Origin of the sequence: Pseudomonas kribbensis (genome assembly GCF_003352185.1) — a bacterium.
In the GTDB taxonomy this organism is placed as follows: Bacteria; Pseudomonadota; Gammaproteobacteria; order Pseudomonadales; family Pseudomonadaceae; genus Aquipseudomonas; species Aquipseudomonas kribbensis.
Map to the genome: position 1 here is coordinate 501,902 of NZ_CP029608.1, position 15,251 is coordinate 517,152.

13 protein-coding genes are annotated in these 15,251 nt (G+C 62.1%); 5 read left to right on the plus strand and 8 right to left on the minus strand.

What is annotated here, in order from left to right:
* Positions 1-123 precede the first annotated feature (123 nt).
* The 3 genes from gltB (at position 124) to hemE (ending at position 7,342) form a co-directional block, all read left to right on the plus strand.
* Positions 124-4,569 (plus strand): glutamate synthase large subunit, encoded by a 4,446-nt coding sequence (gltB, locus tag DLD99_RS02370; RefSeq protein ID WP_085711062.1) that lies wholly within the window; start codon positions 124-126, stop codon positions 4,567-4,569.
* 33 nt (positions 4,570-4,602) lie between these two features.
* Entirely contained in the window at positions 4,603-6,021 is a 1,419-nt protein-coding gene (locus DLD99_RS02375; protein ID WP_007909438.1) for an FAD-dependent oxidoreductase, read from the plus strand.
* A 253-nt stretch (positions 6,022-6,274) separates the two neighbouring features.
* On the plus strand, positions 6,275-7,342 hold the full coding sequence (hemE, locus tag DLD99_RS02385; RefSeq protein WP_007952372.1) for a uroporphyrinogen decarboxylase: 1,068 nt from the start codon (positions 6,275-6,277) through the stop codon (positions 7,340-7,342).
* Between the two features lie 56 nt (positions 7,343-7,398).
* Here the strand turns inward: hemE and DLD99_RS02390 are convergent, their stop codons facing one another.
* On the minus strand, positions 7,399-8,673 hold the full coding sequence (locus tag DLD99_RS02390; RefSeq protein WP_085711064.1) for an MFS transporter: 1,275 nt from the start codon (positions 8,671-8,673) through the stop codon (positions 7,399-7,401).
* 118 nt (positions 8,674-8,791) lie between these two features.
* On the opposite strand from DLD99_RS02390, the gene DLD99_RS02395 reads away from it, so the two are divergent.
* A complete protein-coding gene (locus DLD99_RS02395) occupies positions 8,792-9,688 on the plus strand; it encodes a LysR family transcriptional regulator (protein ID WP_039766450.1) in 897 nt (298 codons plus the stop codon).
* On the opposite strand, the gene DLD99_RS02400 is transcribed toward DLD99_RS02395, so the two are convergent.
* Positions 9,689-10,126: an excinuclease gene (locus DLD99_RS02400; protein WP_096819910.1), complete on the minus strand. Its 438-nt coding sequence runs from the start codon at positions 10,124-10,126 to the stop codon at positions 9,689-9,691.
* A gap of 171 nt (positions 10,127-10,297) precedes the next feature.
* On the opposite strand from DLD99_RS02400, the gene DLD99_RS02405 reads away from it, so the two are divergent.
* Positions 10,298-10,585, plus strand: coding sequence for an addiction module antidote protein (locus DLD99_RS02405; RefSeq protein WP_011332089.1), 288 nt, complete (start codon positions 10,298-10,300; stop codon positions 10,583-10,585).
* Between the two features lie 48 nt (positions 10,586-10,633).
* On the opposite strand, the gene DLD99_RS02410 is transcribed toward DLD99_RS02405, so the two are convergent.
* The 6 genes from DLD99_RS02410 to DLD99_RS02435 are packed head-to-tail and all read right to left on the minus strand — an operon-like array spanning position 10,634 to position 15,187.
* Entirely contained in the window at positions 10,634-11,074 is a 441-nt protein-coding gene (locus DLD99_RS02410) for an excinuclease (RefSeq protein WP_114881136.1), read from the minus strand.
* A 20-nt stretch (positions 11,075-11,094) separates the two neighbouring features.
* Positions 11,095-12,330, minus strand: coding sequence for a beta-ketoacyl-ACP synthase (locus DLD99_RS02415; RefSeq protein ID WP_114881137.1), 1,236 nt, complete (start codon positions 12,328-12,330; stop codon positions 11,095-11,097).
* A complete protein-coding gene (gene fabG, locus DLD99_RS02420; RefSeq protein WP_114881138.1) occupies positions 12,330-13,058 on the minus strand; it encodes a 3-oxoacyl-ACP reductase FabG in 729 nt (242 codons plus the stop codon). The genes DLD99_RS02415 and fabG overlap by 1 nt, the downstream gene beginning before the upstream one ends.
* Positions 13,051-13,515, minus strand: a complete 465-nt coding sequence (locus tag DLD99_RS02425; RefSeq protein WP_114881139.1) for a hotdog family protein — start codon at positions 13,513-13,515, stop codon at positions 13,051-13,053. Before DLD99_RS02425 ends, fabG begins: the two co-directional genes overlap by 8 nt.
* Complete coding sequence (locus tag DLD99_RS02430; protein ID WP_114881140.1) at positions 13,512-14,708, minus strand: beta-ketoacyl-[acyl-carrier-protein] synthase family protein; 1,197 nt, start codon at positions 14,706-14,708, stop codon at positions 13,512-13,514. The genes DLD99_RS02425 and DLD99_RS02430 overlap by 4 nt, the downstream gene beginning before the upstream one ends.
* Complete coding sequence (locus DLD99_RS02435; protein ID WP_114886559.1) at positions 14,705-15,187, minus strand: hypothetical protein; 483 nt, start codon at positions 15,185-15,187, stop codon at positions 14,705-14,707. The genes DLD99_RS02430 and DLD99_RS02435 overlap by 4 nt, the downstream gene beginning before the upstream one ends.
* Between the last annotated feature and the right edge of the window lie 64 nt (positions 15,188-15,251).

Below are 15,251 nucleotides of genomic sequence, written 5' to 3' on the forward strand. Positions count from 1 at the left end.
TCGCTGTGTACAATGACCACCCTTTTGCCCCCGCAAAGCCGGCGTACGTTCGGCGCGAGATGCAAGTGGTTGAATTGAAAAGAAATTTGCCTCGAAAAGAGGCAGCCTGGTGAGAAAGTGTCTATGAAAGCAGGTCTGTACCAACCAGATGAATTCAAGGATAACTGCGGTTTCGGCCTGATAGCCCATATGCAGGGCGAACCCAGTCATACCCTATTGCAAACGGCCATCGAGGCCCTGACCTGCATGACCCACCGCGGTGGGATTAATGCCGACGGCAAGACCGGTGACGGTTGCGGTCTGCTGATTCAAAAACCCGACGCCTTCCTGCGCGCCATTGCCCAGGAAACCTTCAGCGTCGAGCTGCCCAAGCAATATGCCGTGGGCATGGTCTTCTTCAACCAGGATCCGGCCAAGGCCGAAGCCGCTCGCGAGAACATGAACCGCGAGATCCTCGCCGAAGGCCTGCAACTGATCGGCTGGCGCAAAGTGCCCATCGACACCAGCGTCCTCGGCCGCCTCGCCCTTGAGCGCCTGCCGCAGATCGAGCAGGTGTACATCGGTGGCGAAGGCCTGAGCGATCAGGACATGGCAGTCAAGCTGTTCAGCGCCCGTCGTCGTTCGTCGGTGGCCAACGCCGCCGACACCGACCACTACATCTGCAGCTTTTCCCACAAGACCATCATCTATAAAGGCCTGATGATGCCGGCCGACCTGGCCGCGTTCTATCCGGACCTGGGTGACCAGCGCCTGCAGACCGCGATCTGCGTGTTCCACCAGCGCTTCTCCACCAACACCCTGCCGAAATGGCCGCTGGCCCAGCCATTCCGCTTCCTCGCCCACAACGGCGAGATCAACACCATCACCGGCAACCGCAACTGGGCCCAGGCCCGTCGCACCAAGTTCACCAACGATCTGATGGATCTGGAAGAACTCGGCCCGCTGGTGAACCGTGTCGGTTCCGACTCTTCGAGCATGGACAACATGCTCGAACTGATGGTCACCGGTGGCATCGACCTGTTCCGTGGCGTGCGGATGATCATTCCGCCAGCGTGGCAGAATGTCGAAACCATGGACCCGGATCTGCGTGCGTTCTACGAGTACAACTCGATGCACATGGAGCCGTGGGACGGCCCGGCCGGCGTGGTGATGACCGATGGTCGTTACGCGGTGTGCCTGCTCGACCGTAACGGTCTGCGTCCGGCGCGCTGGGTCACTACCACCAACGGTTTCATCACTGTCGCTTCGGAAATCGGCGTCTGGAACTACCAGCCGCAGGACGTGATCGCCAAGGGCCGTGTCGGTCCTGGCCAGATCCTCGCCGTGGACACCGAAACCGGTCAGATCCTCGACACCGACGCCATCGACAACCGTCTGAAATCCCGTCATCCGTACAAGCAATGGCTGCGCAAGAATGCCCTGCGCATCCAGGCGACCATGGAAGACAACGATCACGGTTCGGCTTTCTACGACGTCGATCAGCTCAAGCAATACATGAAGATGTATCAGGTCACGTTCGAAGAGCGCGATCAGGTACTGCGTCCGCTCGGCGAGCAAGGCTACGAAGCCGTCGGTTCGATGGGCGACGACACGCCGATGGCCGTGCTGTCCCAGCGCGTGCGTACGCCGTACGACTATTTCCGCCAGCAGTTCGCGCAGGTGACCAACCCGCCGATCGACCCGCTGCGTGAAGCGATCGTGATGTCGCTGGAAATCTGCCTCGGTGCCGAGCGCAACATCTTCCAGGAATCGCCGGAACACGCGTCGCGTGTGATCCTCAGCTCGCCAGTGATCTCGCCGGCCAAGTGGCGTTCGCTGATGAACCTCGACCGCCCGGGTTTCGAGCGGCAGATCATCGACCTCAACTACGACGAAAGCGTCGGCCTCGAAGCGGCGATCCGCAACGTCGCCGATCAGGCTGAAGAAGCCGTGCGTGCCGGTCGTACCCAGATCGTCCTGAGCGACCGCCATATCGCCCCGGGCAAACTGCCGATCCACGCCTCGATGGCCACCGGCGCGGTGCACCATCGCCTGACCGAAAAAGGCCTGCGCTGCGACTCCAACATCCTGGTGGAAACCGCCACTGCGCGAGATCCGCATCACTTCGCGGTGCTGATCGGTTTCGGTGCCTCGGCGGTCTATCCGTTCCTGGCCTACGAAGTGCTGGGCGACCTGATCCGTACCGGTGAAGTCCTGGGCGACCTCTACGAGGTGTTCAAGAACTACCGCAAAGGCATCACCAAAGGCCTGTTGAAAATCCTGTCGAAGATGGGCATCTCGACCATCGCGTCCTATCGCGGTGCGCAGCTGTTCGAAGCCATCGGTCTGTCCGAGGAAGTCTGCAACCTGAGCTTCCGTGGCGTGCCGAGCCGCATCAAGGGGGCGCGTTTCGTCGACATCGAAGCCGAACAGAAAGCACTGGCCACCGAAGCCTGGAGTCCGCGCAAGCCGATCCAGCAGGGCGGTCTGCTGAAGTTCGTCCACGGTGGCGAATACCACGCGTACAACCCGGACGTGGTCAACACCTTGCAAGCCGCCGTGCAGCAGGGCGACTACGCCAAGTTCAAGGAATACACCTCGCTGGTGGACAACCGTCCGGTGTCGATGATCCGCGACCTGTTCAAGGTCAAGACCCTCGACAAGCCGCTGGACATCAGTGAAGTCGAGCCGCTGGAATCGGTGCTCAAGCGCTTCGACTCCGCCGGTATCTCGCTGGGCGCCCTGTCGCCGGAAGCTCACGAAGCCCTGGCCGAAGCCATGAACCGCCTCGGTGCGCGTTCCAACTCCGGCGAAGGCGGCGAAGACCCGGCGCGCTACGGCACTATCAAGAGCTCGAAAATCAAGCAGGTTGCGACTGGCCGTTTCGGTGTGACCCCGGAATACCTGGTCAATGCCGAAGTGCTGCAGATCAAGGTCGCCCAGGGCGCCAAGCCGGGCGAGGGCGGGCAACTGCCGGGCGGCAAGGTGAACGGGCTGATCGCCAAGCTGCGTTACGCAGTGCCGGGCGTGACCCTGATTTCGCCGCCGCCGCACCACGACATCTATTCCATCGAAGACTTGTCGCAGCTGATCTTCGACCTGAAACAGGTCAACCCGAAGGCGCTGGTTTCGGTGAAACTCGTGGCTGAAGCGGGCGTCGGCACCATCGCCGCCGGTGTGGCCAAGGCCTATGCGGACTTGATCACCATCTCCGGCTACGACGGCGGCACCGGTGCTTCGCCGCTGACCTCGATCAAGTACGCCGGTGCACCGTGGGAACTCGGTCTGGCCGAAACCCACCAGACCCTGCGCGGCAACGACCTGCGCGGCAAGGTCCGGGTGCAGACCGACGGCGGCCTGAAAACCGGCCTCGACGTGATCAAGGCAGCGATCCTCGGCGCCGAAAGCTTCGGCTTCGGTACTGCGCCGATGATCGCGCTGGGCTGCAAATACCTGCGTATCTGCCACCTGAACAACTGCGCCACCGGCGTCGCGACCCAGAACGAGAAGCTGCGCAAGGATCACTACATCGGCACCGTCGACATGGTGGTGAACTTCTTCACCTACGTCGCCGAAGAAACCCGTGAGTGGCTGGCCAAGCTCGGCGTGCGCTCGCTCGAAGAGCTGATCGGCCGCACCGATCTGCTGGAAGTCCTCGAAGGCCAGACTGCCAAGCAACATCACCTGGATCTGACTCCGCTGTTGGGCAGCGATCACATCCCGGCGGACAAACCGCAGTTCTGCGGCGTCGAGCGCAACCCGCCGTTCGACCAGGGCCTGCTGGCCGAGAAAATGGTCGAGATGGCGACATCGGCGATCAATGACCTCAGCGGTGCCGAGTTCGATCTGGACATCTGCAACTGCGACCGTTCGATCGGCGCGCGGATCTCCGGCGAAATCGCGCGCAAGCACGGCAACCAGGGCATGGCCAAGGCGCCAATCACCTTCCGCTTCAAGGGTACTGCGGGGCAGAGCTTCGGCGTGTGGAACGCCGGCGGCCTGAACCTGTACCTGGAAGGCGATGCCAACGACTACGTCGGCAAAGGCATGACCGGCGGCAAACTGGTCATCGTGCCGCCGAAAGGCAGCGTTTATCAGACTCAGAACAGCGCCATCATCGGCAACACCTGCCTGTACGGCGCCACCGGCGGCAAGCTGTTCGCCGCCGGCACCGCGGGCGAGCGTTTCGCTGTGCGCAACTCCGGTGCCCACACCGTTGTGGAAGGCACTGGCGATCACTGCTGCGAGTACATGACCGGTGGTTTCGTCTGCGTCCTGGGCAAGACCGGTTACAACTTCGGCTCTGGCATGACCGGTGGTTTCGCCTACGTGCTCGACCAGGACAACACCTTCGTTGACCGGGTCAACCACGAATTGGTGGAAATCCAGCGGATCAGCGGCGAGGCGATGGAAGCCTATCGCAGCCACCTGCAGAACGTGCTGAACGAGTACGTCGCGGAAACCGACAGCGAGTGGGGTCGTGAACTCGCCGAGAACCTCGATGACTACCTGCGTCGTTTCTGGCTGGTCAAGCCGAAGGCTGCCAACCTGAAGTCGTTGCTTTCCAGCACTCGTGCCAACCCGCAGTGATATGCGCCTGAAGAGTTTGATGAGGTTTTAACAATGGCTGAACGTCTGAATAACGACTTCCAGTTCATCGATGTCGGGCGCAAAGATCCGAAGAAGAAACTGTTGCGTCAACGCAAGAAAGAGTTCGTGGAAATCTACGAACCGTTCAAACCCCAGCAGTCGGCCGATCAGGCCCACCGCTGCCTGGGCTGCGGCAACCCGTATTGCGAGTGGAAGTGCCCGGTGCACAACTTCATTCCGAACTGGCTGAAACTGGTGGCCGAGGGCAACATCCTCCAGGCCGCCGAGCTGTCGCACCAGACCAACACCCTGCCGGAAGTCTGCGGCCGGGTGTGTCCGCAGGATCGTCTGTGCGAGGGTGCCTGCACCCTTAACGACGGTTTCGGTGCGGTGACCATCGGTTCGGTCGAGAAGTACATCACCGACACCGCGTTCGCCATGGGCTGGCGCCCGGACATGTCCAAGGTCAAACCGACCGGCAAGCGTGTCGCGATCATCGGTGCAGGCCCGGCGGGCCTCGGTTGTGCCGACGTGCTGGTGCGCGGCGGGGTGACTCCGGTGGTGTTCGACAAGAACCCGGAAATCGGCGGTCTGCTGACCTTCGGCATCCCCGAGTTCAAGCTTGAGAAGACCGTGCTGAGCAATCGTCGCGAAGTCTTCACCGGCATGGGCATCGAATTCCGCCTCAACACCGAGGTCGGCAAGGACGTGACCATGGAGCAACTGCTCGCCGAATACGATGCCGTGTTCATGGGCATGGGCACCTACACCTACATGAAGGGTGGTTTTGCCGGTGAGGATCTGCCGGGTGTCTACGACGCGCTGGACTTCCTGATCGCCAACGTCAACCGCAACCTGGGCTTTGAAAAGTCGCCGGAAGATTTCGTCGACATGAAAGGCAAGAAGGTTGTGGTGCTGGGCGGCGGAGATACGGCGATGGACTGCAACCGCACGTCGATCCGCCAGGGCGCCAAGTCGGTGACCTGCGCCTATCGTCGTGACGAAGCGAACATGCCCGGTTCGCGCAAAGAGGTGAAGAACGCCAAGGAAGAAGGCGTGAAATTCCTCTACAACCGTCAGCCGATCGCCATCGTCGGCGAAGACAAGGTCGAAGGTGTGAAAGTGGTCGAGACCCGTCTCGGCGAACCGGACGCCCGTGGCCGTCGCAGCCCCGAGCCGATCCCGGGTTCCGAAGAGATCATCCCGGCCGACGCCGTGGTCATCGCTTTCGGTTTCCGCCCGAGCCCGGCGCCGTGGTTCGAGCAGTTCGAGATCCAGACCGACAGCCAGGGCCGCGTTGTTGCGCCTGAGCAAGGTCAGTACAAGCACCAGACCAGCAACCCGAAAATCTTCGCCGGTGGCGACATGGTGCGCGGTTCCGATCTGGTGGTGACGGCGATCTTCGAAGGCCGCAATGCGGCTGAAGGGATCCTGGATTACCTGGGCGTCTAAACCCGAATACTGAACCAAACGCTGTAACCCTGTGGGAGCGAGCCTGCTCGCGATAGCGGTGAATCAGTCACCAGATGTATTGGCTGACAATCCGCTATCGCGAGCAGGCTCGCTCCCACAGTTGTTTCTCGCTGTTGCTGATGCCCCGTATTTATTGCGACAAATTGACCCGATAGACAAAAGGCTGACCTGCATCCGTGCCTTTTGCGTCGCGCTCTGAGAAAATGCCCGCACTTTTTTTCCGGATGCCGACATGACTGCCCTGAAGAACGACCGTTTCCTCCGCGCCCTGCTCAAGCAACCCGTAGACGTCACCCCAGTGTGGATGATGCGCCAGGCCGGCCGCTACCTGCCGGAATACCGCGCCAGCCGCGCCCAGGCCGGTGATTTCATGAGCCTGTGCATGAATCCGGAATTCGCCTGCGAAGTCACGCTGCAACCCCTTGACCGCTATCCGCAACTTGATGCGGCGATCCTGTTCTCCGACATCCTCACCATTCCCGATGCCATGGGCCAGGGCCTGTACTTCGAGACCGGTGAAGGTCCGCGCTTCAAGAAAGTCGTCAGCACCCTGGCCGACATCGAAGCCCTGCCGATCCCGGATCCGCACAAAGACCTCGGCTACGTGATGGACGCGGTCAGCACCATCCGCCGCGAACTGAACGGCCGTGTGCCGCTGATCGGTTTCTCCGGCAGCCCGTGGACCCTCGCCACCTACATGGTCGAAGGCGGCTCGTCGAAAGACTTCCGCAAGACCAAGGCGATGCTCTACGACAACCCGCAAGCCATGCACCTGCTGCTGGACAAGCTGGCGCAGTCGGTGACCTCGTACCTGAACGGCCAGATCCAGGCCGGCGCGCAAGCGGTGCAGATCTTCGATACCTGGGGCGGCAACCTGTCGGCGGCGGCGTATCAGGAATTCTCGCTGGCCTACATGAAGAAAATCGTCAGCGGCCTGATCCGCGAGCACGACGGTCGCAAGGTGCCGGTGATCCTGTTCACCAAGAACGGCGGCCTGTGGCTGGAAAGCATCGCCGACGCTGGCGCCGACGCACTGGGCCTGGACTGGACCTGCGACATCGGCAATGCCCGTGCCCGCGTCGGTGACAAGGTTGCGCTGCAAGGCAACATGGACCCGACGGTGCTCTACGCCAAGCCGGAAGCGATCCGCACCGAAGTCGGGCGCATCCTCGCCAGCTACGGCAAAGGCAGCGGCCACGTGTTCAACCTCGGCCACGGCATCACGCCGGAAGTCGATCCGGAACACGCAGGTGCGTTCCTGCGTGCGGTACACGAGCTGTCGGCGCAGTATCATGAGTGATCATGTTTCAATAAAAAACGCCCGGCTTATGCCGGGCGTTTTTTTGTGGGCGGGAATCAGGCTTTGACGCCACCCAGCGGCGGCAACTTCGCCAGCTTCAACGCCACCAACAGCGCCACCAGCAGCAACGCGCCAATGAACAGACCAATCCCGTTCCATCCGGCCATGTGCCAGAACACCCCGCCCGCCGTCCCGGCAATACTCGAACCGGCGTAATAGCTGAACAGGTACAGCGACGAGGCCTGGCCCTTGGCCTTGAGCGCCCGGCGGCCGATCCAGCTGCTGGCCACCGAGTGTGCGCCGAAGAAGCCGAAGGTGAAGATCAGCATGCCGATGATCACCAGCGGCAGCGGTGTGAACATCGTCAGGGCGAGGCCGGCGAACATCAGGGCGATGGTGGCCCACAACACCTTGCGGCGGCCCAGTTTGTCGGCCAGTGAACCGATTTTCGCCGAGCTGTAAATGCCCGACAGATACACCACCGAAAGCAGCCCCACAAACACCTGATCCAGGTGATACGGCTCGGCCAGCAGGCGGTAACCGATGTAGTTGAACAGCGTGACGAACGCGCCCATCAGCACGAACGCCTCAAGGAACAGCAGCGGCAGGCCGGCGTCGCGAAAGTGCATGGTGAAGCCGTCGAGCAGGCTGCGCGGATGCAGCGAACGGGAGCGAAAGTTGCGTGACTCCGGCAGGATCTTCCAGAACACCGCCGCCGCAATCAGCGCCAGGCCACCAATCACCATCATCGCCGTGTGCCAGCTGACGAAGTCGATCAATACGCCAGTGATCAGACGCCCGCTCATCCCGCCAATCGCGTTGCCGCCGATGTACAGGCCCATCGCCAGACCGATGTGCTGCGGATGGATTTCCTCGCTCAGGTACGTCATCGCGACCGCCGCCAGGCCGCTCAACGACAGCCCGATCAGCGCCCGCATGATCAGCACGCCGTGCCAGCTCGGCATCATCGAACTGGCGATGGTGCACAGGGCCGCAGCAAACAGTGCGGCGACCATCACCGGCTTACGCCCGACCCGATCGGAAATCGGGCCGGTGATCAGCAGACCGAAGGCCAGCATGCCGGTGGCCACAGACAGGATCAGGCTGCTCTGCGCCGCGTTGATCGAATATTCGTGGGACAGCAGCGGCATCATCGGCTGCACGCAGTACAGCAGGGCGAAGGTCGCGAAGCCGCCGCTGAACAGCGCGAGCACCGTGCGCATGAACGCGGGCGTGCCTTTCTCGATGTAGATCTCTTGCAGTTCGGTCAGTACATCGTCCGCCGCAGCGGGCGGGACTTCATGGGCCAGTGGAGCGACGGCGGTTTTCACATCAGACCTCGGAGGGCGCGGACAAGCAGGCAATGAAAAAATCATATAGCTGGCTAATGTTTCTATCCAATATATTGTTCGACCTGTTTGATAGCTTTCACGACCTAATGGGGTGCCCATGGAATTGCGTCACTTGCGTTACTTCATCGCCGTCGCCGAAGAACTGCATTTTGGCCGCGCCGCACAGGTGCTGGGCATCTCCCAGCCACCGCTGAGCCAGCAGATTCAGGCGCTGGAACAGGAGGTCGGCGCACGGCTGTTCGAGCGTACCAATCGTCGGGTCGAGCTAAGTGAAGCCGGGCGATTGTTTTTGGAAGAGGCGCGGCTGGTGCTGGCTCAGGTCGACAAAGCGGCGGACGTTGCCCGGCGCGCGCAGCTTGGAGAACTGGGGGAGCTGAAGATCGGCTTCACCTCCTCGGCGCCGTTCAACTCGACCATTCCTCAGGCGATATTCTCCTTCCGCCAGCGCTTCCCGGCCGTGCATCTGAATCTGCGGGAGATGAGCAGCACCATGGTGGCTGACGCATTGGTGGACGAATCGATCGAGGTCGGCATCATGCGCCCGCTGGGCCTGCCGGATTCGCTGAGCGTGGTCGAATTGATGCGAGAGCCCTTGGTGGCGGTGCTCAGCTCCAAGCATCCGCTGGCCCAAGGCAGCGAGGAAGGCCTGTTTCTTTCGGCGCTGGCCCTCGAGCCGTTCGTGTTCTTCCCCCGCAGCTACGGCAGTGGTCTGTATTCGCAACTGATCAGCCTGGCCCGAGACGCGGGTTTCAGCCCGCACTTCGCTCAGGAGGCGGGGGAAGCCATGACCATCATCGGCCTTGTGGCGGCAGGCCTGGGCGTGTCGGTGATGCCGGCCTCGTATCAACGGATGCGCATCGACGGCGTGGTCTATCGGCCGCTGCTGGATCCCGAAGCTGTAACGGCGGTATGGCTGGTGCAGCGCAAGGATCAGAAATCGCCGATGGCCAAGGCGTTCGTCGAGTTGCTTACACGCAAGGTCGAAGCCGGCTGATCAAGGCAGCCGCACCAGATCTCCCTTCAACGCCACCCGCGTCACAAACACCCCGGCCCGGCACTCGTACGTGTTCAGATCCTTGCGCACATGCTGGTCGTAGTAGCTGACGATATTGGTCACCGCGTTGGCCCCGACGCGCTTGGCCTGGGCCTGCAGCGCAATCAGATTCGACTGCAACACCCACTCGCAGGAATCGTGATCGCTCTTGTTGAAGCCGTTGGTCTTCAGATCGCTGACGACCCCGCGCTGCAACATCCGCTGAGTCCCCAGTGGTCCATTGCCGATCAGGTAAAACTTCACACTGCCATCCAGCCGGCCGGCACGAATCGCATCCGACAGTACGGTTTCGAACGGCATGTACATCAGGTTGGTGGCGTGGCTGGCGCTGGGGAGCAGGCTGAAAAGGGCGGCGGCGATCAGGGCTTTCGCTTGCATGGTCATCTCCTTGACGTAATGCGCAGCAAATTACGGGTATGACGAGTGTAGACGCCGTATATCGGACAGAGAGAAGTCCATGTAGAGTGCGTGTAGCTCAACGGCTACGGCTGACTCTCGAGACATCAAGCAAGCCAGGCTCATAGCGGAATCCTGGCAGGAGCAAAACCCATGACCGAACAATTCACTCGTTGGGACTCAGCCGAGTACCTCAAGACAGAAGAGGACATGGCCAACTATCTGGACGCCTGTATGGAAGAGGCGGGTGACGACCCGGCTTTTATTGCCAAGGCACTTGGCACTATCGCTCGGGCGCGTGGCATGACGCAGGTTGCGCGCGATGCTGGGCTATCAAGGGAAAGCCTTTATCGCGCACTGTCAGGCGAGGTAAATCCTGAGTTTGGGACGATCCTCAAAGTCATGAAGGCGCTGGGGCTGAAGTTGCATGCCAGCACATGATCTGAACTGAAAAGGGCGCCGAAAGGCGCCCTTTGTCGTTTCTGGCGATTACTGAACCGTCGCCAGATCACCCTTCAACGCAACGCCGGCCATGATCGCGCCCGCGTGGCATTCGTAGTTCTTCGCATCCTTGCGCTCGTTGCTCTTGTAGAAGCTGACGATGTTGGTCACGGCGTTGGCGCCGGCGTTTTTCGCCGCCTGGTGCAGGCTGATGATGGCCGATTGCACGACCCACTCGCAGGCTTCCTGGTCAGTCTTGTTGAAGGCGTTGGTCTTCTTGTTGGTCACCGCGCCAGGGCTGACGACGCTGACTTTGCCGGCCGGGGCATTGCCCGCCAGATAGAACTTCACGCTGCCGTCGATCTTGCCGGTGCGGGTTGCCTCTGCGACCGCTTTGTCGAATGGCAGATAGACCGCCGTGTCACGGGCCTGGCTGACGGCCGGCAAGGCACAGATGAGCAGGGCGGCAGCGAGTTGGTTGAAGCGCATGGAGGTCTCCTTGACCTGGATTAATTCGGTGGCGTCCAGCGGCGGAAAATCAGCGAGGTATTGACCCCGCCAAACGCGAAGTTGTTGTTCATCACGTAGTCGTGGTGCATCTGGCGGAACTCGCCGCGCAGGTAATCGAGCTTGCCGCAGTGCGGGTCGACTTCGTCGAGGTTGAGCGTGTGCACGTACAGGTCGCGGTTGAGCATTTCGATGCTGAACCACGACTCCAGCGCGCCGCAGGCGCCCAAAGTGTGACCGAGGAAGCTCTTCTGCGAGCTGATCGGCATGTGTTCGCCGAACAGGCTGCTGGTGGCCAGGGTCTCGGCGATATCGCCCTGTTCGGTGGCCGTGCCGTGACCGTTCACGTAACCGATGGCGTCAGGCGTGAGGCCGGCGTCTTCCAGTGCCAGCTCCATCGCACGGCGCATGGTGACCTGTTCCGGCCGGGTGGTGTGCTGGCCGTCGGCGTTGCTGCCGAAGCCGACGATTTCGGCGTGGATGCGCGCACCGCGAGCGAGGGCGTGTTCCAGTTCTTCGAGCACCAGCATGCCGCCGCCTTCACCGATCACCAGGCCGTCGCGGCCCTTGTCATACGGACGTGGCGAGGTTTGCGGTGCATCGTTTTTCAGGCTAGTGGCGTACAGCGCGTCGAACACCATGGCTTCGGTCGGGCACAGCTCTTCGGCACCGCCGGCGAGCATCAGCGGCAGGCGGCCGAACTTGATCGCCTCGTAGGCGTAACCGATGCCCTGGCTGCCGCTGGTGCAGGCGCTGGAGGTCGGGATCAGGCGACCGGTGAGGCCGAAGAAGATGCTGATGTTCGCCGCCGTGGTGTGCGGCATCATCCGCACGTAAGAGTTGGCGTTCAGGCCTTCGGCCACCGAATTCAGTAGCATGTTGCCGAACGCCTTGATCTCGTCGGTGCTGCCGGTGGATGAGCCACAGGCCACGCCCATGCGCCCGTCCTTGATCGACTCATCGCCCAGCAGTCCTGCATCGGCCAGCGCTTTTTCCGCCGCGCCGACCGCGAGCCGCGAGACCCGGCCCATGCTGCGCAGTTGTTTACGTGTCCAGTGCGTCGGCACCAGAAAATCATCGATCGGCCCGGCCAGTCGGGTGTTCAGCTCGCTGAAGCGATCCCACTCGTCCATCCGGCGGATGCCGCTGCGGTTGGCGGCGAAATTGCCGGCGATGGTGTCCCAGTCGCTGCCCAGCGAGGTGATGCCGGCCATGCCGGTGACGACAACGCGCTTCATCAGCACAAGCCTCCGTTGACCGCCAGGACCTGGCGGGTGATGTACGACGCTTCCGCCGACATCAGGAAATTCACCGCACCGGCCACCTCTTCAGGGGTGCCCATGCGTTGTGCCGGGATCATTTTCATCAGTTCTTCCACCGGCACGTTTTCGTCGAGCATGGCCGTGTCGATCAGGCCCGGCGCGACACAGTTGACTGTAATTTTGCGCTTGGCCAGTTCGATCGCCAACGCCTTTGCGGCACCGATCACACCGGCCTTCGAAGCGCTGTAGTTGACCTGTCCCCGGTTGCCGATCAGCCCCGAAACCGAAGTGATGCAAACGATGCGACCAGCGGCGCGGCGACGGATCATCGGCATCATCACCGGATGCAGGACGTTGTAGAAACCGTCGAGGTTGGTGCGCAACACCACGTCCCAATCGTCATCGCTCAGCGCCGGAAACGCGCCGTCGCGGGTCAGTCCGGCATTGAGCACCACGCCGTAATAGGCACCGTGGGCTTCAACGTCTGCTTCAAGGATGGCTTTGCAGGTTTCGCGGTCAGCCACGTCGAATTGCAGGATGCGTGCATTGCGCCCCAAGGCTTCGACTTCGGCTTTCACCGCTTGCGCTTCGGCCACGCCGCTGCGGCAATGCAGGACGATATCGTGGCCGGCCTTGGCCAGGCGCAGGGCGATGGCGCGGCCGATGCCACGGCTGGAGCCGGTGACCAGTACGAATTCAGTCATCGTTCGACTCCTTCAATTGTTCAAGATATTGCGCCGCGTGCGGCGGGCGGAACACGTTCAGCCGGGCACTGGCTTCGATGCCCGGCGCATTGATGTGGCATTCGAACACGCCCATGCCGTTGTCATCTTCCAGCGAGCGGATGCCGTGGATGGTCAGTTCACACCCGACGGGAAACGCCTCGACATTGCATTCGAATTTGCGGGTGCCGAGCAGAAAGCCCAGCTCCACCGCATTGCCTTTCTGCCGTGCATGGCAGCCGGCGAACGCGGCAACGCTCTGCGCCATCAGCTCGACGCCGACCCACGCCGGCAGACTGCCGTCGGGCAGACTGAACAGGCCATCGGGTTTGACCGTCAGGGTGGTGTGGATCTGCTCGTCGTCGAAGCTGAGGATCCGGTCGATCAGAATCATGTCGCCAGCGTGGGGCAGCAATTCGGCGAGCGGCCAGTCAGTCATGGGGCGTCTCCGATAATCAGGCTGACGTTATTGCCACCGAAGGCAAACGAATTGCTCATCAGGTAGCGGGGAGCAATGGACGCCAGGCGTTCGCTCGCGGTCACCCACTTCAGCGCTGGCAGGTCGGGATCGGCCTGGCCGTCCCAGACGTGCGGCGGCAAGGCATGGTCGGGGTTGTCGGCACTCAGGCTCAGCCAGCAGAACGCGGCTTCCAGTGCGCCGGCAGCGCCGAGGGTGTGGCCGGTCATCGGTTTGGTCGAAGAACAGGCCACGCCCTGCGGGAACAGGGTGGCAACGGCCAGGCTTTCCATGGCGTCGTTGTGTTGGGTGGCGGTGCCATGCAGGTTCAGGTAACTGATTTGTTCGGCTTGCAGTCGGGCGCGATCCAGCGCCTGTTGCATGGCTTGCAACGCGCCTCGACCTGACGGTTCCGGTGCGGAAATGTGGTGAGCGTCGGAACTGGCGCCAGCGCCCAGCAGGGCGATGGCCGGGCCGTCGCCGCGCTGTCTGCTCATCACGAACAGCACCGCAGCCTCGCCGATATTGATGCCGTTGCGGTTGGCAGAGAACGGATTGCAGCGCTCCCCGGAAACAGCTTCCAGCGACGAAAAACCATTGAGCGTCAGTTTGCACAGGCTGTCGACGCCGCCGCACAGCACCGCGTCGCACAGCCCCAGATCGAGCAGGCGCTTGGCGCTCATCAGGGCCCGGGCGCTGGAGGTGCACGCCGTGGAAATCACGTAGGTCGGGCCGCTCAGTTGCAGCCAGTCGGCGAGGAAGGTCGCCGGGGCGCCGAGCTCCTGTTGCCGGTAGTCGTAATCGTCCGGGAACTGCTGGTTGCGAATGTAATGCGCCAGCCCCTGGCTGGCCTCGTCGATACCCGAGGTGCTGGTGCCGAGCACCACACCAATACGCTCACGGCCGTAGGCCTGAATGGCAGCGTCGATGTCGTCGCGAATCTGCAACGCCGCTTCCAGCAGCAACTGATTGTTGCGGCTCTTGTGCGCCGCCATCTGCGGCGGAATGGGCGCCAGATCACCGCGTACTGCGGCCACCGGCAACTCGCGTTCCGGCACCCAGCCAGCCTCGTGGCGCATGCCCGAACAATCGCCGGCGAACAGGTGGCGGGCGACTTCTTGCTTGTCACGGCCCAGGGCGCAGATCACGCCGAGGGCGTTGAGGTAAGCGGTCATGGCGTCGATTCACCTAAGGGAGACACGCGATAGTGCGGGCCTTGGGGCAGATTCAATTCGAAGCTCGATGGTTGTGAATAGCGGATGTCCCAGCGTGCCGGCAAGGAACGTTGCCCGTCGTGTTGCTGCGCGGTGGGGTAATTGCGTGACAGCTCGTCGGCAGGCGTCAGGGCGAACAGCAGCGCGGCGAACAGTTCTCGGGCTTCCGGATTCGGTGGCAGCAGGCCGTCGGCCTGCCAGCGTCCGTCGATCAGTTGCTGACGGGCCTGGGGAATGCCCAGCGGATCCATCATCGACCAGCGGATGCCCGGGCCCTCGCGCTGGATCACCAACAACCAGTCCTGACGCTGTCCGGCTTGCTGGCGCTCGATGTGCAGTTGCAGCGGCAGCGGCAGGCTCGGGTTGCCGGCCGGCAGCGGTGCCTGACTGGCGCAGGCGCCGAGCAGGCTGATGCAAGCCAGCAGAATAAGCCGTATCACCGCGGACAATGTGGGAGCGAGCCTGCTCGCGATGGCGTCGGAACATCCAGCACTGATGCAAGCT